The following is a 20,069-nucleotide window of genomic DNA, read 5'->3' on the forward strand; positions in this document are numbered from 1 at the left end:
CTAACACGAATACCTGATCATGGCTTTTCCCGCCATTTCAAAACTAGTCGTTGTCGGTGTAGGGTTGATCGGTGGTTCATTTGCGCTGGCACTGCGCCGGGCTGGTCTGGCGGGGCGTATCGTTGGAATGGGCCGCAGTCCTGAAAACATGCAGCGTGCTCTCGAACTGGGCATCATCGATGAACAAACGAGCGACTTTGCCTCAGCATTGTCCGGTGCAGATTTCGTATTGCTCGCGATTCCCGTAAAACAGACGGCCCGTGTCATGCAGCAGATGACACCTCATCTGGAAGCCCACACCATCATTTCCGATGTTGGCAGCACCAAACAGAACGTAGTCCAAGCTGCCCGTGCCAATCTGGGTAAGCGGATTGAACGTTTCATTCCTGCACATCCAATTGCGGGTACCGAATTCAACGGTGCAGAAGCCGCCTTTCCTGATCTGTTTCAGGATAAACCCGTGATTCTGACGCCGTTGCAGGAGAACGATCAACAGATCGTCGATCGTGTTGCTGATCTCTGGCAACATTGCGGTGCCAGTGTTTCATCCATGCTGCCGGAGCAGCATGACCAGCTACTTGCTGCAATCAGCCATCTGCCGCACATGTTGGCATTTTCGCTGATGCAGCATATCCGTACCCTGAGCCAGACCTTGGGTGAGGGGAATCCACTGGCGCTTTTGCGCCTTGCCGGCAGCAGCCTGAATGATATGACTCGTATTACTGCCAGCTCCCCGGAAATGTGGCGTGATATCTGCCTTGAAAATCGTGCTGCATTGCTTGCACAGATTGAAGCCTATCAGCAGGAACTCTCCGGATTGCAGCAGATGCTGGCCGATCATGATGGTGAATCACTGGAAAAACTGTTTGCAGAAGCACGTGCCATCCGGCAGGAGTGGTCAGCCTTCAGAAACCAATCCTGATTATCCGGTTGAATTCATATCGGTTCCCGACAAAAATCTAACCGGCTTTAGGCCTCTTTTTGGCACGAGGATGTGCCTGATCGTAAATTTTTGCCAGATGCTGAAAATCCAGGTGGGTATATACCTGTGTACTGCGAATGCTGCTGTGGCCGAGCATTTCCTGAACTGCGCGCAAATCCCCGCTTGATTGCAGCAGATGAGAAGCGAATGAATGGCGCAGAGCATGCGGATGTACCCGATCATCGAGATTCTGTAACCGGGCACGCTGATGCAGGCGGAAAGCGATGGTGCGCGGATGGATACGCTGGCCGCGTCGTGACAGAAACAAGGCAGTTTCGCCGGGTGCCAGCCATGCACTGCGCAGTGGCAACCAGGCTTGCAGTGCACGAAGCGCAAGTTCCCCCACCGGTACAATGCGGGTTTTGTCGCCCTTACCCGTAACACGTACGATACCTTCGCTGAAATCGATATCGGTTGGCTGCAATCGGGTCAGCTCGGCTAGCCGCAATCCGGAGGAGTAAAACAGCTCGAACATGGCTAGATCGCGTGTTGCCAGTGCATCAGCAGGATCAAAAGCCAGCAGTTGCGCGGCTTCATCCGGTGAAAGTGCGTGCGGCAATTTTTGTGGTGACTTGGGGACACGTATGTCCTGGCAAGGATTTTCAGTATGGTGATGATGGCGGATCAGGTAACGATAAAACCCGCGCCAGGCGGATAGCATGCGCGCCAGGCTTCTGCCGGAAAGGCCGCTGTTATGCAGGTATGCGATGAAATGGCGAATGTCGTGCGAATGCAAGCGGGCCAGTGAAGCATCAGTAACTTCATGCCCGTTTGCATGTTCACTTTTATGCTGAGCTGCAATGCAGCGTACCAGTGCAACCAGATCACGCCGGTAACTGTGTTGGGTCAGCAGGGAAAGGCTGCGTGTGCTGGCCAGATAAATCAGATATTCGCTCAGCAGCGGCGGCAGGGGCGTATCACGCTCATCATGGGGCTGATTCACGATTGTCTGCTCCGGGAGTCTGCTGTATCAGGCGCATGATTGAACTGCTCACCATATTCCCCAAGCGTTCCAGATAAAGTGTTCCCATGTCTGGATAAAAGCGTTCCGCCTCGGGGCTGGCCATCACCAGCAAACCGAAATTACTCTGCTTCTTCAATGGGATAACAGCAAAGGATTGCAGATATTCCGCATCCTGAGCAAACCATTGCCTGATTTCATCATCCACCTCCGGCCCGCAATAGGGGCGCAACATTCCCTGTGCGAGGATACGTACATTGTTACTGATCGTATCGAATTCAGGGGAGGACAGATCTGCCTCGGTACCAAATTCATCAACCTGCCACAAACGCAGTATTACATGCGGGATGGAAAAATCTTCGCACAGATGGTATTGCAGCTCGTGCAGCAGTTCAGGCAGTGAACTGAAACCCAGCAGTGCAACCGTCAGGCGATGCATTTTTTCACTGATGGCATCGTTATTTTCGCCGACATCAATCAACTCCTGCAGCCTGTCCTGCAACAGTTTGTTTTTCTCGCGCAACATCGCTACTTGCCGCTCATTGAGCGAAATGGCACGGCCTTCGTAAGGGTGCGGAAAACGGAGTGATTCCAGCAGATCGGGGTGTTCCTCAAAAAATTCCGGGTGGTCCTGCAGATATTGAGTGATTTCCTCAGGTGTGATCATGGGTACATTCGTTTCATTGTTACAGGACAAACATCTTATCACGGCGGGATGTTGATATGTATCAGGCATCTGGTTACCTTCAAGGAGAAAGGTGCGGGTGTATTGACTACCCTGATTACTGTGATGTCGTTTTAATTCGGAGGTTTCTATAAAACCCTGTCTGGCTCAATCCGAATGACAATGAAATTTCTTGTCACTGTATCTCGTGTCAGATAAAGATCAGGTTGTAAGGGAATTGTGTGCTATTTGTAACCGATATGTAACAGGCAATATTATTTAATAGGGTTAATTCTTATGATAGGCGAATGATATCGAGTGCGATTGGTTCGCAATATGGAAGAAGAGGTGACAGAAAAGACAGGTCGGGATGATGCCTTGGCGTAACAGATAAATATCTGGGGGAATACAGTGAGCGAACAATCCAATATTGAGATAAATGAGGTTCTGATATGGGCAGATTGAAACCTCCCTCCTGCGATTTCCCTGAAAATGAGCGTGTACCTGCATTCCAGAATATTCATGCTGCTATGATCAGCGCGGATATCCCATCTTATCTGGACCAGTCCTCTTTCATGGAGATGTCCGGGCAGCTACTGCCTAATCTGAGAGTGTATGCGGTCACTGCAGCATCCCATTTATCCTCACATACTCATGACCCCGCTCCCGCCGAGAGCAGCAATAACGTGGTACTGCTGGTGCCACTCGATGGAATGGCAATCATCAATGGTGAAAGTAGTGATTCTGTCTGTTGTCAGCCTGGAGAAGCCTTACTGATAACGATTGACTCGATCCATCAGGTACATATTGCCGATACAGTATCTCTTGCAATTATCGATATCCCGGCCACGCTGATTGCCCCCCGGGTTTCCAAGCCGGATGACTGCCTGATCAAGAAAATCAGCAGTGCATCCATACCAGCATTACGCTTGCTGGCTGGTTATACAAAAATACTGATACAAATAGGAGACAGTTTGTCTCCTGATCTTACTTTACTGGTTTCCACACAGATACACGATCTGGTTATGCTGCTGTTTAGTGCAAAACGGGAAGAGGCACAAGTTGCGGGCAAATGCCGTTTACGTGCAGTACGACTCGAGGCGATCAAGCGTGACATCCTGGAACATATCACCGAAAGTGAATTGTCCATCAACCAGGTCGCCCGGCGTCAGGACATATCACCTCAGTATATACGTGCCTTGTTTCACAATGAAGAAACCACCTTTGCTGATTACGTGACTGAATTACGCCTCAAGCAAGCCTATCAATATTTATGTAATCCTGTGTACATTGGTCACTGTATCAGCACGTTAGCGTTTGATATGGGTTTTAATAACCTTTCCTGGTTCAACCGTGCGTTCAAACAACAGTTCGGCCTGACCCCTTCGGAAGTGCGAAATTTATCCAGACGATCTGAAGATCAGTCATAAAACGTTTCTTCCCGAATCCTCTCTTCTACCCCTTGCCGTACCGGATAGTTCAGCTTCCTGCCGATCAGTAAACGGAAAACGGATTCTTCAGTAAAAAACTCTCCATCTTAGAGAAAGCAATCCGGGTAATTGCAGTAGCGCTCAGTATTACTTTGTGTAGCGCTCAGTAGTAGATCGATCCTTTGATTCAATTAAAAATATATTAAATGTAGTAAACACCAGATTTTCTTAATAGATGGACTGAGCTAATAAGAAAAATTTACATGTGGTACCTGTTTGTTCATTGATAAGGGTTAGTAAGCATGCACCTAATTATTTCAGGAAAGTTAAGTAAAAGGAAAGCTGGATAATGTCCCCGGAGAAACAACTGTGAGTACTTTTACCATCATCAACGATGTGTCGTTGGAGATTCGCAGACGTATATTTGCATCACTGAACTCCGCTCCCGGGGTCACGCTGAACTTCAGCAATGAAGCCAGCAACATCGTATTTTCTGCGCCACAGGAAACGCCTGAAAACGGTGCCCGTCTTTCCCTGTATCTCTACCACATCAGCGTCAACGGGCCGATGCGGAACCAGCGCTTGCTGCCACATCCCGGCCACACGGACGAGCTAACCCTTCCTCCACTGCCACTGGAACTGCGCTACATTGCGACGCCAATGGACGAGGAGGAGAACAACCAGCTCATCATCGGCCGTCTTCTTCAATTCATTTATGACCAGTCGGTCATAGACACGATCGACGATCAACCTCTCGGCAACGGTCTTGGCGGCGGTAGCTCTACTCTGAGAGTTACGCCCGACCTCATGAATGTCGAGCAGTTGTCGCAATTGTGGAATGCCTTCAATCAGTCTTTCCGTCTGTCTGTTGCTTTCCAAGTTGACGTGGTGGCGGTGGATTCCGCTCGTGCGCCGGTGGTGGTCCCCCGGGTGGTCGATGCTCTCGTCGTCTCCGGCGTCAGGGAGCGGATATGAGAGTGCTGCGCAATATCGGCCTGGGAGCTGCTCAGCAGGCTCTTTTCACCGGCCAGGTGATCAATGCGCTTACCGGTGCCGCAGTGGTGCCGGCAGCGATGACGCTGGAGATGCGGCTGCCGGGGCAGGTGGAGTTCCGTCCGTTGCGCGTGGGGCTGCGCTTCATCAGCGCCGGCTACTTCTGCGCCAGCGGGGTGGCTGAACAGGTACTGCCGCAAAGGCTCGAGGGCGACGCGGAAGTGGAATTGCGGTTTCGTGTGTCCGCTCCTGCCTATAATGACCTAGAGGTCGTCATGGCAGCGTCGGCTGCCGACATCACCGTGGAAACCGTCATGGAAGATCTCGGAGGTCACACATTGCCGTTGCGGCTCGTCGCTGCTCCGATCGTGCGCCGGGTCTTGGCCATGCAACCGGTGCCAGTGGGGCTCCGCGGCAGGGTCATCAGCGATCACGATTTCGATGCGCCGCTGGCCGGCGCGAGCATACAGGTGACGGAGCCCGAGCTACAGGCTGCCGTCGTCAGTAACACACGGGGACGCTTTCGGATCGACGCGCTTCCTGTATCCCAGTCCGTCACGCTGAAGGTGGAGCAGGGTGGAAACAGCGCCACGATCCATCATGTCATCGACTACACGACGCCCTTCAATACGCGAATCATCAGCTTAAACGGATAGGAGACCTGCTATGGAATACCTTGCTCCAGGTGTATATGTCGAAGAAGTTTCCTCAGGGAACAAACCGATAGAGGGCGCCAGCACAAGCACCGCCGGCATGGTCGGAGTGACCCGGCGTGGCCCGGTGGATGTGCCAAGGCTGGTGACCAGCTTTGGGGAGTTCAACCGGGTTTTCGGTGGACTGCTGGATCACCGCGTATTCACCGATGGTCGCGACGCACTGCCTTATGCGGCTCAGGGCTTCTTCACCAATGGTGGGCAGCGCCTGTATGTATCGCGGATCATCGGGCCCAATGCCACCTTCGCGCAGACCGACATCTATGCGGAATCCGTTGCTGCTGCTGCGGCGTCCACCACCCTGGCTGGACGTGCCGTGACCGGAGCGGCGTCCCTGCAACTGCACGACGATGGCGGTCTTGCCGGCATCGCCCAGGACGATGAGCTGCTGCTGGTGGATGACGTGCGTTCCGAGTATGTGTCTGCCGCCGCTGCCGTGGCCAGTTCCGGCATACAGCTCAGCAGCGGGTTGCGCAGTGCCGCGGCATCCGGCGATGCCATCGCCACCCAGACTGTGACACCGGGTGTGGCACTGGTCATCACGGATGACATGCTAGCCGGTGGCGGGCTGGCGCTGGAGGCAGCAAGCATCAGCGGCCTGAATGCCGGCGACGTCATCGAGATCGCTGACACCCGCGATCCTTCCCTGCGCGAGTTTGTCACCATCACCGCGGATGATGACGCGGGCTTCGATGAGGCGGGCTTGCTGTTCAAGCATCCTCAGGTTTCGACCACAGTGACCGTCGTCGGGTTGGCCAACGATGCCAGCACCACCTTGAGCGCGGATTCTGTCATCGGTGACGGGATTGTCGCGCTTGCCTCCAGCGCGGGGTTCGGGGTTGGTGATGTGGTTCGCCTGGGTGCGCAAATTTATGTGGTGCGTCATATGGTCAGTACGCTGACGCTGAATGATGCCCTGGGGGCGAGTCATGGGGCAGGTGTGGCTGTTGTCAAGCAAACGCCGATGCTGCGTGTGCATGCCCGCTACCAGGGGCAGTGGGGTAATCGTCTGCGCGCCCGTGTGCGCAATGCCAGCACGCTGGAGACCACCGTCACCAGCCAGGCGGAGGTCAACGAGACGGTTATCGTGCTGGATGCTGTGTTCGGCCTGTCAGCGGGCAGCTATCTGCGGTTTTCCTCCGGCGGCTCCGTGCTGCAGACCGTGGCGGTCAGCTCAGTGCAGCGTGCCACCAATGTGACCCTGAGCACAGCGCTGACGGTGCAGATTCCTGAGGGCGCGGAGGCTGTTTCCGTGGAATACGACCTGATCATCGAACGTATTGAAAACGACAAGGTGGTGGAATCGGAAGCCTTCGAAAGGCTCGGCATGCATCCCGACCATACCCGTTATGGACCGAAGATCGTGGGGTCCTTCAACCGGGCGCAGGGGACCACCTCCGCGTCCGGCGAATCAGAGCTGGTGCGGCTCTCGGACCTGACTTTCGACGACGATGGCGTCGTCGTTGCCGCGGTTGCAGCCAATCGCGCCTCGGTGCTGTCACCTGCGGTTTCGCGTGTTCTTGCTGACGGTGACGATGATCTGGACAACATTGATGACATGACCTATATCGGCTCCGACGACTCCGACGCGCGCACGGGCATCCAGAGTCTCGAGAACGAGGAAAGCCTGAGCATGGTGGCCGTACCGGGTCGCACATCCGTGGCGCTGCAGAAGGCGCTGGTGGAGCATTGTGAAAAGATGCGCTATCGCTTCGGCGTGCTGGAGATCCCCCGCGACAGCAGCATCAGGGAGGCGACCACTCACCGGCAGAACTTCGATACCACCCGGGGCGCCATCTACTATCCGTGGCTGGTCGGGCCCGATCAGTTTGGCGAGAAAGGGGATCTTCTCCGCATTGCTCCTGCCGGGCACGTCATGGGCGTCTACGCGCGCACGGATGTCACCCGCGGAGTGTGGAAAGCGCCCGCCAACGAAGTGGTGCATGGCATCCTGCAGTTTGAAACGGCCATCACCAAAGGCGAACAGGACATCCTCAATCCTCTCGGGGTCAACGCCTTCCGTGACTTCCGCACAGCCAATCGAGGACTGAGGGTATGGGGTGCGCGCACCCTGAGCAGTGATCCGGAATGGAAATATATCAACGTAAGGCGATTGTTCATTTTCCTGGAACAGTCCATCGAGCGCGGTGTGCAGTTTGCGGTTTTTGAGCCCAACACAGAAAGTCTGTGGGCGACGGTGAAGCAGTCCATCAGCAACTTCCTCATCACTGTCTGGCGCAATGGCGGTCTGGAGGGAGTAAAGGAGGAAGAGGCTTTCTTCGTCAACGTGGGCTACAACGTCACCATGACCCAGACCGACATCGACAATGGCCGCATGATCGTCGAAGTGGGCGTTGCGCCTGTCAAACCGGCGGAATTCGTGATCATCCGGATCTCGCAAAAAACTCGTGAAGCAACGGCATAAGGAAACAGACGATGGCTAATCCACTACTGCAATACAACTTCCTGTTGGAAATCGATGGTACTTCGGATGCGGTCGCAGGCTTCACCGAGGTGAGTGGTATCACCATGGAGACCGATATCGTCGAGTACCGTGAAGGGGCGGATACCGCCACCGTACGCAAGCTGCCTGGACTGCGCAAGTACGGCAATATCACTCTCAAGCGTGGTTACACCACCAATACCGAGCTATGGGATTGGCGCAAGTCGGTGATCGACGGAGCGACCGAGCGCAAGTCGGGCGTCATCATTCTGCTCAACGAGGCGCGTGAACCTGCGCTGCGCTGGGAGTTCTCCGAGGCATGGGTTTCCAAGTATGAAGGCCCGGCTCTCAATGCGACCGCCAATGAAGCCGCGATCGAGTCCATAGAGATTGCCGTGGAAGATGTACGGCTGGTGGTCGCCTGACGACTGTGAGCGGGAGTGATCGCCGTGGATACCCTGACGACACCTGGCATCTATCTGGAGCCCCTGCAACCGATTCGGGTGACGGGAGAGCTGCTGCGCAGCGATATTGCGGGCTTCATTGGTTATGCCACGCGGGGTCCGGTTGGCTTGCCCGTACGGGTGGAATCGTGGCAGCAGTTCCTGGCGATCTTCGGCCAGCCACTTGATAACGGTCATCTTGCGCTCTCGATCAAGGCCTTCTTCGAAAACGGTGGTGCCACCTGTTACATCTATCGACTGGTGGATGGGAAAGTCGCTACCTCCAGCCGGCAGTTGCTGAACAGGCAGGGCGACCCGGCATGGACGGTGTATGCCGCGTTCCGACTCAGCGACATCGTCGCTAGGGAGTCGGAGGACAACCGTCCGGATCCGGCCATCGTCCAGAATCTCGAACCGGGAGAGGTGGCCAGGCCCTGGCCTAACCCAGGAGCCTGGGGAAACAGCCTGTCGCTGACGCTGACGCGCAGCTCCCGGCTCAGCACAACGCTCAGCCATGACGATATGTTCAATGATGGCTTCTCTGTCTATCTGCACAACCTCGTCGGTCTGGAAGAGCATTCGGTCGTCGAGCTCACCCAGGAGGGAGCGGGTGTCACTCATATCGTGGCGATCGAGGCCATTGATCGCTTTCGGCAGAGTGTCACCTGGAGACATACCCTCTCGGGTTTGTTCGATCCCGCGCTGCCGGTACGACTGGATACCGTGGAGTTCGATGTCATGGTGGAGCATGAGGGGCGGCAGGTGGAAAAATTCTCCTGGCTCGGCGTTCACCCGCAACATTCGCGCAGCCTGTATCGCGCGCTGGCCGAACAGAGTCAATACCTGAACATCGAACCCCTGCCAGAGACTGAGATCGACTGGTATGACAGCCAGCAGTGGCCTGCCAGTGTCATGCAGATGCCACTGGCCGGAGGGCTCGACGGCGTGTCGGCAATCGCGTCGAGGCACTACCTGCGGGCTTTGCAGGATCTCGCGCGGATCGAGGACATTGGCATCGTGGCGGCTCCCGACCTGGTGTTGGGCAGCAGGCAGAACCAGGTCCCGGTCAGCCAGGTCATTCCGAAGCCCCATGACTGTCGCTCCCTGCAGGCGCCAGGCAAGCGCCTCATTTTCGGACAGGTCAGTGATGGGGGGAAGCCTGTCGCCGGGGTGGCCATCACCGATATCGGCAGCGGACAGCGTGTCATCAGTGACAGCGATGGCCTGTTCCGGATCGACAATCTGGACATTGGTCTGTGCACATTGCGCTTCGAGAAAGGTGGCTACAGCAAGGAAGAGCGCCAGGTCTTCAGCAGTCGCGCACTCCCGTCGGAGCCCGTGCAGTTCGACATCAAGCCGCTGGCGCTGCCGCGCACACTGGGGGAGGACGAAATTCTCTCTGTGCAGCAGGCCATGGCCAATCCGTTCGTGCTCGGACCCTATCGGATCGCTTTGCTGGATCCACCCGCCGCCAGCCTGCGGGTGGACCAGATCCGCAGTTGGAGATCCCAGGTCGGCGATTCCGCGATTTGCGCCCTGTTCTATCCGTGGCTGGAAGCTCCGGCACTGTCCTCGACCGACAGTCGACTTTTTCCGCTGCCACCATGCGGTCATGTGGCGGGGCTGCTGGCGCATATGGATCGGCAGCAGGGGCCTCACTGCGCACCGGCCAACATTCGCCTGCGCTTCGCCAAGCGTGTGCTTGATGGCATGAACAATGTCGAGCACGGCATCCTCAATGCCGAGGGCATCAATGCCATCCGCAGTCTGCCTGGACAGGGCATCCGCATCATGGGAGCCAGGACCCTGGGTTCTGATGCCGACTGGCGCTACCTGAGTGTACGCAGGCTGGTGTTCGCACTGGAAAGAACGCTGGAGAGATCGCTGCAATGGGCAGTGTTCGAGAACAACGATACCGTGTTGAGGCAGGCATTGATGATGTCTGTCGCCACCCTGCTCAACTCCCTGTGGCGTCGGGGGGCGCTGTCCGGCAGAAATCCCGAGGCTGCCTATCGCGTCAAGTGCGACAGCGACAACAATCCCTCGGCGCAACGCGACCAGGGGCGGTTACTGGTGGAGATTGCCATTGCGCCCTCGGTGCCATTCGAATTCATCCGCATCCGTTTCGGCAAGACCCTGGATGCCATTGAGGTGACGGAGTCATGAGTCTTGAGCTGCCCCGATTCGACCCGCTGCCCGCGTTCAATTTCTACATCACGCTGTTGGACGTCAGCAGCGTCACCAGCGCGCTGGTGAGCGGCGTTTCCGGTTTTGTGATGGGAGGTTTCTCCGAGTGCAGTGGCCTGGATGCCAGTCTGGAGATCGAAGAGTACAAGGCAGGAGGTGTCAACGATCGCGTGTACCGCTTTCCCTCCCGCAGCGTGTTCTCGAACATCACGCTCAAGCGCGGAGTCGGCTTCGGCGAGGACCTGTGGTTGTGGCACGAGGAATTCCTCCGCGGCGAAGGAACCCGTCGCAACGGCCTGATCGTGCTGGCCAACGAGCTGCGGGTTCCGATCAAGATCTGGAGCTTTGAACGGGGCATCCCCGTGAAGTGGTCCGGGCCCTCGTTCAACGCTGCCAGCAGTGAACTGGCGGTGGAGAGCATCGAGATTGCCCACGAGAAGCTGGAGTTGATGATGTCGCCCGGCAAGGCGCTGGACGCGGTGATGGATGTGGCGTTCTGAGCGAGCAATATTTCTTTATGGTCGTCGCGAATGGGACGGCAAGTGGAGCAGGACAATGGCAGATGTACGAATCAATTCCGTGGATACCCAGATAACCGTGGCTGATGCCGAAGCATTGCTGACGCCCGAAGTCGTGGACCGCCTGGTCAGGATCATCCGGCAACGGCTGCAGGTGGAGGGCCAGCGGGAGCGTGATGCGGACAGCGATCGCAAACTGGCCAGAGAGGGTGGGCGCTAATCATGGCCATGCTGACATTCCAGAAGCTCGATCACAGCAAGAATACCGTGGGAGACCCCATTGAGGTGAGCTACAACCCGCCTGAGCTGAGCTTCAGCAAGGCGGCGAACTATGCCGATATCAATATTCCGGGGCTCGATGCGCCGCTGTTGCAGTTTGTCCGCGGCAGCACCGAGACCCTGAGTCTGGAGCTGTTCTTCGACAGCACGGAAAACGGCACCGGTAGCAATGCCGAGCCGGTGACGCCGCGTGTCGATGAATTCTACCAACTGGTGAAGATTTCCGGTGATCTGCACACGCCCCCGATTGTGCGAATCCTGTGGGGGGAGCATTTCCCGGGCCTGCGCAACGACCAGAGTTCGCGACCGGTGCCCGCATTCGACTGCATCGTTACCTCCTGTACCCGCAAATTTACGCTCTTCAATCCGGATGGCGTGCCCCTTAGGGCTGTCGTCACCCTTGCACTGCGCGAATACCGGACACTGGAAGAACAACTGCAGTCATTGAATCTGCAGTCCTCCGATCATACCCGTCTGCATGTGGTGCAGGAGGGAGAGGATCTGCCGCTGATTGCCTATGAGGCGTATGGCAGTGCGGCTCAATGGCGGGTCATCGCCGACGCCAATGACCTGCAGGACGTCCGCATGCCCGCGCCCGGGACGGTCCTGTCTCTGCCGCCAACGGTGTAATGCCCATGGCTATGCCCATCTATCAAGGACAGAATTTTTTTGCGCCGCAGTTCCTCATCAAACTGAAGGGGCAGCGTCTGGGCAACGAAGTGATCCGGGACGTGCTGCAGGTGTCCTACAAGGATGACCTGGAGAACCTCGACTCCTTCGATTTCACGCTGCATGACTGGGACAGCGTGACGCTGACTACCAAGTACAGCAGCCCCTATGACGAGAGCGGCCAGCTGCGCAAGATTCCGGGAACAGACTTTGATGTGCCGAATTTCGAGCCTGGGGCGCAGGTGGAACTCTATATGGGCTACTACGGAGCGGAAGACCCGGTGTTGATGATGTCTGGCAAGGTGGCTTCGGCATCGGTGAGTTTTCCTGCTACCGGCAATCCGACGCTTACCGTGCGTGTTCTCAACCTGCTGTTCGATCTGCAGCGTTCGCAGGAGACGCTGACGTTCGAGAACAGGACGCCAACGCAGATTGCGCAGGAGATTGCTTCGACCCTGGAAATAGAGTTCGAAGGGGCACCGGGGGAGGAGCAGGAGATCGAGTTCATTGGCATGAACAACGAGTACCCGATCGTGTTCCTGGCGCGACTGGCGCGCAGCTACGGCTACGACCTGTTCGTCAATATCGAGAATGACCAGGAACCGAAACTGTTCTTCGGACTGCGGCAGACTGCCGGCACGGAATATGAACTGGAATGGGGCAGGTCGCTGATGGACTTCACTCCTGCTCTCAAACTCAAGGACCAGGTCGAGAAGGTGGTGGTACGTGGCTGGAATCCCGCCGAGTCGGGTGCCAAGCGGGCCATCGAGGCCGAGGCCACCTGGAGTGACCTCGACATCACCATGCCAGATGCAAAACTGCTGGAGCAGATTGGCTACGCCACCACCAACGCGATTGAGGAGATCACGGATCAACCGGTTTCCAACGAGAGTGTGGCGCGCGGACTGGCGCTGGCCGCGATGCGGCGCATCATCCAGGGCGTGATAACCGGCGCGGGCACGACCGTCGGTGTTCCCGGTCTGCGGGCCGGCAGCCGGCTGGAACTCAAAGGGTTGGGGCTGCGCTATTCCGGCCCCTATCTGGTGACCTCCAGCACTCACAAGATTGACGATAGCGGTTATACCACGGTGTTCACTGCGCGCATGGAGGTGGTGAATGGCTGATGGCAAGCGCATCGGGGGTGTGGTGGTGGCTCTGGTGACCGATGTTGAAGATCCCGAGAGCCTGGGGCGGGTGAAGGTGCGCTTTCCGTGGCTTGCCGATGAGCCAGAGAGCAACTGGTGTCGGGTGGCGACACCGCTGGCGGGCCCTGATCACGGTTTTTACCTTGCACCGGAGATCGACTCGGAGGCGCTGGTGGCTTTCGAGCAGGGGGATTTCAGCAACCCCTACATCGTCGGGTATCTGTGGAATGGCGATACGGCCCTGCCGGAGGCGGAACTGCAGCAGCGCACACTGAGGAGCGTGAGCGGCAACATCATCGTTCTCGATGACCGTGACGGTGAAGAAGGCATCACCATCACCGACAAGCATGGCAACAGCATCGTGATGAACAAGGACGGCATTGAGATCAAGGGCAAGAAGATCACCATCACCTCCGATTCGGAGCTGAAGGCGGTCGGCGATCCGATCAACCTGAATCCCTAGCGGATTCCCTGCTGCCGAGGACAGCGCGCAGATGAAAACAGTTTTCCCGACAGCCATCGGATGCAACGGCATGTTCCTGGTTGCTCCCCGTCGCCACCCGACCAGCGGGACCTCGCAGGAGGTGGGGGTGGTGCTGCTCAAGCGCCACTACCAGATCCAGGGGCAGGATCTGGTGCCTGCGCACGACCCTGTGGGCATCCGTGTGACAGACGCGCAGGTTACCGTCAGTCATGATGGTGATTCCTACCGCATCACCGATTTCGAGTCAGACATGGCACCTTACAAGCCATGCGTGGACATGGTCGTGCGGCGTCACTACAGCAACGGTGACAGCTGTCAGCTGCACGTGATGCCTCCTGGAGGAGCGGCCCAGCTGTGGTTCTCCCGCACGGGAGACGTGCCGGAGTATGAGGAACTGGAGATACCGGACCTGGACGCCCGGCGCCACATGTTCGGCTGGGAACAACGGGCACTGAAGCCGCGGCGCCTTCAGTCCATCGACAACGATGAGAATCCACCGGCGAACGCCCCTGTGTTCGACAACCGTTTCTTCAATGGCTATCGCCGCAATTTCGCCCAGGGCGGCTATCCGGCCTCCAACCTCGCGGCCGGTTCCACGATTCGGATTACCCGCAGTGGCAGCAGCACCGTGGAGCTGCGTCTGGGGCGTGAGAAGCTCCACGCCCATGTGTTCGTGGCAGAGGGGAGCAATCCCGACAGGAAGCGCTTCTGGTGTCGGCGGGCAATTCCCGACATGCGTGTGGACACGGTGGTGCTGTCGCCACAGAGCAACGAGGCCTATCTGGTCTGGCGCGGCGTGTGGGACTACGGGCTCTTTCCCCGGGATCGCTATCGCGAACTGGAAGTGAGCATGACGGAGACAGATGAATGAGGGGTCGCAGTGATGGGAAACCAGTGGCTGTCGCGAAGGATATCGCCTTCGCCTTTCCCAATATATGCAATACCACCATTCCCCCTGCGGGCCCGGTTCCGATTCCCTATCCCAACATCGCGCAGTTGGACAACGCGTCACCACTGTCGGACACCAATGGAGATCTGCTGGTGAAAGGGACCAAAGTGCTGGTGAGCGATTCGGAAACCACGGATTCTTCCGGGGATGAACCCGCGGATCCCAGCTCCGGCGTCTCGTCCGGAACCCGGTCCGGTGCCTGCAGCATGACGCAGTACAGCCAGTCCGTGCTCTACAACGGCAAGGGCATCGTCCGCTTCGGCGACCAGACTTCGCAGAACGGCGGCAATGCGGTCGGCATGGTGCTGTCCGCTGAACCTTCGGTATTGATAGGAGACTGAGATGGCAGAGTTTCTTGGTCAGGGCTTCAAGTTCCCGATCCGCCTCAACGGTCGCGGCGGGCTGTCCTGGGTGGCGGCGGAGCAGAGCATCATCGAGGCGATCTGGATCATCATCAGCACGCCGCTGCGCAGCCGCATCATGGAGCCGGAGTTCGGCTGCAGCATTCATGATTATCTTTTTTCTCCTAACACGCCAAATACGGTTGCAGCCATCGTACACGGTGTGCAGAAGGCACTGGTGCGCTACGAACCCCGCATCGATGTGCTCGATGTGCATGCTCATGCGCATCCGGAGACGCCCAATGTGTTGCTGATCAATATCGACTACCGGGTGCGTGCCAACAACGCCATGCACAATCTGGTGTACCCGTTCTACATCAATGAAGGAATCGCCTAGATGCCACTGGAAGCCCCCAAGCTCGACACGCGCACCTTTGCCGACCTGGTAAAGGAAGCCAGGGACAGGATTCCGCGTTTTACCCCGGACTGGACCAACTTCAACGATGCAGATCCCGGCATGACGCTGGTCAAACTGCAGGCATGGCTGACAGAGACGCTGCTGTACGAGGTCAACCGTCTGCCGGAACTCAATTACATCAAGTTCCTGCAGCTGCTGAACGTCACGCCGGAGCCGGCCAAGGCCGCCACCACGGAGCTGCACTTCACGCTGAAGAAGCTGGATCGGGCAGAGGATCCCCTGAGGGTTTTCATTCCCCGCAACACCCAGGTGGAGGCTGATGATCCGGACCTGACCGAACCGCTGATCTTTGAGACCGACCGCACCCTGACCGCGATCAATGCTGCAGTCGCCACCATCATCGTCAGCAGCAACGACAATGCGCAGCCGCTGTCACTGGTGACCAGCTACGATGCGAAGAAGGCTGTTGCCAGCGTCAACCAGAGTTTTTATCCCTTTGGTGCGAACCCGCTGGGTGGCGAGTACTGCCTGGTTGGCCTGCTGCTGAGACCACATCGCAAGGAGGGCGTGGTCATCCAGGACATCTTCCCCTCAGGTGAGCTGGATCTGATGGTGAGTGCGGTAGAGGTGTTCGAGAAGGATGATCAGGGGCGCGAGATCAGCGGCCCGCTTGGCAAGCAGGCGCTGTTGTCTCACGAGATCGGCGAGCAGCAACAGACGCTGTCGTGGCAGGTGTATGTCGGCAGCAGTCCCAGCGATGAATTCAACGGTGAAGTCACTGACGATGGCTGGGCGTCGATCCTGCCGCCACTTGATGAAACGGCGGCACTGTCGCGCAGCGGTCATCTGCGACCGTCGCTGCCGGAAGACATTTCCCAGATCAGTCTGCATCAGTTGCCGCGTGATCTGTGGATTGCCATGGGTCTGAAGAAGCCGCCGACGACGCTGGCCGAACTCCTTGCCGATCTCTCCGACGCCGAGCTCGAATATGACGTGCCGAGTGCCAGATCCATTCCCTGGGAAGACATGTTCCCCGCCGAGGATCTCGCGGATGTGATTGGCAACTGCGAAAGCGTGGCGGAGCTGATCGAGGTGGTGGGGGCCCTGCCCACATCGGCGAACCAGAATCCTGTCGCGGTAGTGGACAGGAGCACCTGGATTGATCTCGATGTCGGCTACAGCGACCCGGAGGTCCCCGAGCATGCCATGGCCTGGCTGCGTGTCAGGCTGAACAGTTCAGAGTACGATCCTGCGCTCCTCAACGGGTTCTACCTCAATACCGTACCTGCCACGGCGGCGGTCACCCGCATTGAGGAGACACTTGGCACTTCTGACGGGAGACCCGCCCAGCGCTACACGCTGGTCAAGGCACCTGTCTACTTTGCCCCCGAGCAGGGAGCTCCCGACATCCTGCTGGAGATCGTGGAGGCGGGCAGATCGACGGCATGGACCAGAGTATCCGACTTCTACGCAGCGGACAGTCATTCCGAGGTGTTCCAGTTGGATGAGGCCAGTGGCACCGTTACCTTCGGCGACGGCGTATACGGGCGTATTCCCGTGGCTGGCGCCAGCATCGTCGCGCGGCGCTATCGCTACGGCGGCGGCGCGCAGGGAAATGTCGGCGTCAATACCGTTACCCGGCTCAGGACCAGCCTCAGTGCAGTGGACTCCGTCACCAATCTGCGGGCAGCAGTGGGCGGCAGTGCGGTAGAGACCCTGGAACACGCGAAACTGCGTGCCCCTCATGAAATGAAGACTCGTGATCGCGCGGTGACTGCCGAGGATTTCGCCATTCTCGCCCGGCAGACGCCCAGTGTTCCGGTGCACACCGCCTATGCATTGGCGCAGCGCGCATTGGGCGCGGATCGTGTGACCATGGAAGCGCGTGATGGTGCGGTCACGGTCGTGATACTGCCTGCCAACAGTCGTCAGGGAGCGCCCCAGCCCAGTGAAGCGCAACTGGACGCCGTGTGCGCCTATCTGAACCAGCGGCGGTTGATCACCACCGAGCTGTACGTGACGGGGCCGCGCTACCTGGCCGTGGAGAGCCTGGCATTGACGGTACGGGCGCGCCAGAACGCGGATCTGCAGCAGGTCAGCGACGATATATACGCGCAGTTGCTGACCTACTTCCACCCCCTCCATGGAGGAGAGGAAGGGAGCGGCTGGCCGTTCGGCGAGGACGTCTATCTTGGCAATATCTACGAATGCCTGCTGCAGGTCGATGGTGTGAAGCGGGTGGTGAAACTGAAGGTCAAGCTGGCGGGGCAGGATGTGGATTGCGAGGATGTGCTGGAGGTGCCGGAAGGCCATCTGCTGCATCTGACCCGGGACGCCATCCAGTTGCAGGTGTCCTATGACTGAATCCCGGAAATCCACAACTCCCTTCTATCGTCTCGACGCGCTGGCCGGGTGGCGGCAGTCGCCGGTGTCGGAGTCGATTCTCCAGGACCCGGTGCTGAATCATCTGCGTCTTGGCAGGCCGGGGGACTTTCCCGTCCCGCCCAACGAACCATTCGGTTCCTTTGGCGGCATGACGCTGCCGCGTGGTATTACCATCAATGCGGACGGGCAGGTGCTGCTGGTGGATCCTTCCAACGATCGCATCCTCTACTTCGACAACGGGGAGTGCGCACAGTCGACGTGTGATACACGTGATGATGACGTGCCCTTTCCGTTCCGGGTCCTGTGGCGTGATAACAGACCGAACCCGACAGGGGATCCCGCGTTGCAGCACGAGATCTTCGGCTCCTCAACCGGGCCCAACGGGTTCTATGACCTGAGCAGTCCCCGTGATGTCCTCTTCCTTCGCAACGGTACGCTGGCAGTCGCCGACAGCGGGCACCACCGGGTGCTCGTCTATTCCTGGCCTGATCTGCGCCTCCTGCGTGAGGTTCTCCTTGGCACTGGAGAGCCCTGGGCGCTGGCGGAGGATCGCCATCAGCGTCTCTATGTGGCCGATCCTGTGCGCAGTCGGGTTGTGCGCCTGGGCAGACAGGGGAACGTTGAGGGGGATTTTCCCGGTGGCAGGCCACTCCTGCAGTCTCCGGTTGCCATCACCTGTGATGGTGATGACAACGTGCTGGTGCTGGATTCCGTCAACGCACAACTCTATCTGATGAATGAGAGGGGTGAGGTGGAAGCGCTGGATGCAACGCAGGCCCGGGTGTTTTCCCGCAGTTTCACCGTGCCTCCGCTGCAGTGGCGCGATGAGCAACTGGAGTACCCGCAGACTCTCAAGCCCCACTGTGAGACGCTGAAACTGAATGGGGTCCGGGTGGACCGGCAGGGCCATCTGCAGGGCACACTGTTGCCGCTGCTGTCCCGTGCCCGCAGTATTCGTCTTCCACGCAGCGGTGTGTACATCTCTGCCCAACTGGACAGCGGCATTCTTTCTGGCCAATGGCACCGCGTGGTGCTGGAGACAGAGCTGCCGCGCAGCGGACGAATACTCGTGTCCACCTATACCAGCGACCGCAATCTGGACGATGATGAGGTGGCGCATGTGGAATGGTCGGCGCCTGCGGTGATCTCGACCGATGCTCCCAACGACCTGCCGGAGCTGCTGATCCAGAGCGGCCCGGGACGTTATCTGCGTCTGCGTCTGGAACTTCTCGGCGATGGCTACAGCACTCCGCTCATCAGCAACGTCCTGATCCATGGCCCGCGCAGCAGTTCCCTGCGCTATCTGCCACCGCCGTTTCACCAGGATCCGGAAAGTGCACATTTTCTCGATCGCTTTCTCAGTTACTTCGACACTGTCCAGGAAGAGATTCGCTTCGTGATCCAGGACTTCACCCGCTATCTGGATCCCGGAAGTGTACCGGCAGGTCCCTTTCTGGAGTGGCTCGGAAGCTGGTTCGACTGGCAGTTCCTGGCGCAGTGGCCGACGGATCTGCGCCGGGAAATGCTCAGCCGCTCCATCGAATTCTTCCGTCAGCGCGGCACGCTGGAGGGGTTGCGGCAGATGCTGCAGTGGCACACTGGGCTGACTGACGGCCAGCCGCGGATCATCGAGCACTTTCGTCTGCGCGACTATGCCTTGCTGCAGCAGCGACGCGACGCCGACATTCATCCGCTGTATGTCGGCCAGTATCCTCTGGAGCCAGCAGCCGACCGTATCACTCATTGGTTTACGGTGGTGGTGCCGGCCAGTGCAGTACCGGATCAGGAGTCGCGGGATCTGCTGCAGCGTCTGATCGAGGCGCAGAAACCAGCTCACACCGCATTTCAGCTGCGCGTGTTTTCCCCAGGCGTGCGTATCGGCAGGCAGTCGTCGATAGGGCTGGATACCTGGCTCGGCAACTATCCTGAGGCTCCGCTCGGCGCGCTCTCGCTCGGGCAGTCATCGACATTGCTGCCGCCATCGACAGCTTCACCTCCGACCAGGGCTGAACCCCAAGGGTTGCGCATCGGACAACAACTACTGAATTGAATCGGCACAAGGAAA

At 58.0% G+C, this 20,069-nt stretch carries 19 protein-coding genes; 17 read left to right on the top strand and 2 right to left on the bottom strand.

The annotated features are described in order from the left end of the window. Window positions 1-19: 19 nt before the first annotated feature. Window positions 20-922 carry a prephenate dehydrogenase gene (locus tag ABUL11_RS01230; RefSeq protein ID WP_350282044.1) on the top strand — a complete coding sequence of 301 codons (903 nt, stop codon included), beginning with the start codon at window positions 20-22 and terminating at the stop codon, window positions 920-922. A gap of 37 nt (window positions 923-959) precedes the next feature. On the opposite strand, the gene xerC is transcribed toward ABUL11_RS01230, so the two are convergent. Both xerC and ABUL11_RS01240 read right to left on the bottom strand, forming a co-directional pair. Further along, on the bottom strand, window positions 960-1,925 hold the full coding sequence (gene xerC, locus ABUL11_RS01235; protein ID WP_350282045.1) for a tyrosine recombinase XerC: 966 nt from the start codon (window positions 1,923-1,925) through the stop codon (window positions 960-962). Beyond that, window positions 1,909-2,610 carry a DUF484 family protein gene (locus ABUL11_RS01240; RefSeq protein ID WP_350282046.1) on the bottom strand — a complete coding sequence of 234 codons (702 nt, stop codon included), beginning with the start codon at window positions 2,608-2,610 and terminating at the stop codon, window positions 1,909-1,911. Before ABUL11_RS01240 ends, xerC begins: the two co-directional genes overlap by 17 nt. Window positions 2,611-3,059: 449 nt before the next feature. On the opposite strand from ABUL11_RS01240, the gene ABUL11_RS01245 reads away from it, so the two are divergent. The 16 genes from ABUL11_RS01245 (at window position 3,060) to ABUL11_RS01320 (ending at window position 20,054) form a co-directional block, all read left to right on the top strand. After that, the gene (locus ABUL11_RS01245) at window positions 3,060-4,037 is read left to right on the top strand and encodes a helix-turn-helix domain-containing protein (RefSeq protein WP_350282047.1); all 978 of its coding nucleotides are present in this window, start codon (window positions 3,060-3,062) and stop codon (window positions 4,035-4,037) included. 369 nt (window positions 4,038-4,406) lie between these two features. After that, a complete protein-coding gene (locus ABUL11_RS01250; protein WP_350282048.1) occupies window positions 4,407-5,012 on the top strand; it encodes a Pvc16 family protein in 606 nt (201 codons plus the stop codon). Further along, a complete protein-coding gene (locus tag ABUL11_RS01255; RefSeq protein ID WP_350282049.1) occupies window positions 5,009-5,686 on the top strand; it encodes a carboxypeptidase regulatory-like domain-containing protein in 678 nt (225 codons plus the stop codon). Before ABUL11_RS01250 ends, ABUL11_RS01255 begins: the two co-directional genes overlap by 4 nt. A 10-nt stretch (window positions 5,687-5,696) precedes the next feature. Beyond that, a complete protein-coding gene (locus ABUL11_RS01260; RefSeq protein ID WP_350282050.1) occupies window positions 5,697-8,168 on the top strand; it encodes a phage tail sheath family protein in 2,472 nt (823 codons plus the stop codon). Window positions 8,169-8,179: 11 nt separating this feature from the next. Continuing rightward, window positions 8,180-8,611, top strand: a complete 432-nt coding sequence (locus ABUL11_RS01265; protein ID WP_350282051.1) for a phage tail protein — start codon at window positions 8,180-8,182, stop codon at window positions 8,609-8,611. 24 nt (window positions 8,612-8,635) lie between these two features. Next, the gene (locus ABUL11_RS01270; RefSeq protein ID WP_350282052.1) at window positions 8,636-10,795 is read left to right on the top strand and encodes a phage tail sheath C-terminal domain-containing protein; all 2,160 of its coding nucleotides are present in this window, start codon (window positions 8,636-8,638) and stop codon (window positions 10,793-10,795) included. Next, complete coding sequence (locus ABUL11_RS01275; protein ID WP_350282053.1) at window positions 10,792-11,316, top strand: phage tail protein; 525 nt, start codon at window positions 10,792-10,794, stop codon at window positions 11,314-11,316. Before ABUL11_RS01270 ends, ABUL11_RS01275 begins: the two co-directional genes overlap by 4 nt. After that, window positions 11,303-11,554, top strand: coding sequence for a hypothetical protein (locus tag ABUL11_RS01280; protein ID WP_350282054.1), 252 nt, complete (start codon window positions 11,303-11,305; stop codon window positions 11,552-11,554). The genes ABUL11_RS01275 and ABUL11_RS01280 overlap by 14 nt, the downstream gene beginning before the upstream one ends. Window positions 11,555-11,556: 2 nt before the next feature. Continuing rightward, entirely contained in the window at window positions 11,557-12,243 is a 687-nt protein-coding gene (locus ABUL11_RS01285) for a CIS tube protein (RefSeq protein ID WP_350282055.1), read from the top strand. Window positions 12,244-12,248: 5 nt separating this feature from the next. After that, the gene (locus ABUL11_RS01290; protein ID WP_350282056.1) at window positions 12,249-13,406 is read left to right on the top strand and encodes a phage late control D family protein; all 1,158 of its coding nucleotides are present in this window, start codon (window positions 12,249-12,251) and stop codon (window positions 13,404-13,406) included. Continuing rightward, complete coding sequence (locus ABUL11_RS01295) at window positions 13,399-13,890, top strand: phage baseplate assembly protein V (RefSeq protein WP_350282057.1); 492 nt, start codon at window positions 13,399-13,401, stop codon at window positions 13,888-13,890. The genes ABUL11_RS01290 and ABUL11_RS01295 overlap by 8 nt, the downstream gene beginning before the upstream one ends. A 31-nt stretch (window positions 13,891-13,921) precedes the next feature. After that, window positions 13,922-14,782: a hypothetical protein gene (locus tag ABUL11_RS01300; protein ID WP_350282058.1), complete on the top strand. Its 861-nt coding sequence runs from the start codon at window positions 13,922-13,924 to the stop codon at window positions 14,780-14,782. Between the two features lie 23 nt (window positions 14,783-14,805). Then, complete coding sequence (locus ABUL11_RS01305; RefSeq protein WP_350282059.1) at window positions 14,806-15,201, top strand: DUF4150 domain-containing protein; 396 nt, start codon at window positions 14,806-14,808, stop codon at window positions 15,199-15,201. Between the two features lies 1 nt (window position 15,202). Further along, entirely contained in the window at window positions 15,203-15,598 is a 396-nt protein-coding gene (locus ABUL11_RS01310) for a GPW/gp25 family protein (RefSeq protein ID WP_350282060.1), read from the top strand. Then, window positions 15,599-17,983, top strand: coding sequence for a putative baseplate assembly protein (locus tag ABUL11_RS01315; RefSeq protein ID WP_350282061.1), 2,385 nt, complete (start codon window positions 15,599-15,601; stop codon window positions 17,981-17,983). It abuts the gene before it with no gap. After that, window positions 17,976-20,054 (top strand): phage tail protein, encoded by a 2,079-nt coding sequence (locus ABUL11_RS01320; protein WP_350282062.1) that lies wholly within the window; start codon window positions 17,976-17,978, stop codon window positions 20,052-20,054. Before ABUL11_RS01315 ends, ABUL11_RS01320 begins: the two co-directional genes overlap by 8 nt. Window positions 20,055-20,069 lie beyond the last annotated feature (15 nt).

It is taken from the genome of Nitrosomonas sp. (genome assembly GCF_040256045.1).
Lineage (GTDB): Bacteria > Pseudomonadota > Gammaproteobacteria > Burkholderiales > Nitrosomonadaceae > Nitrosomonas.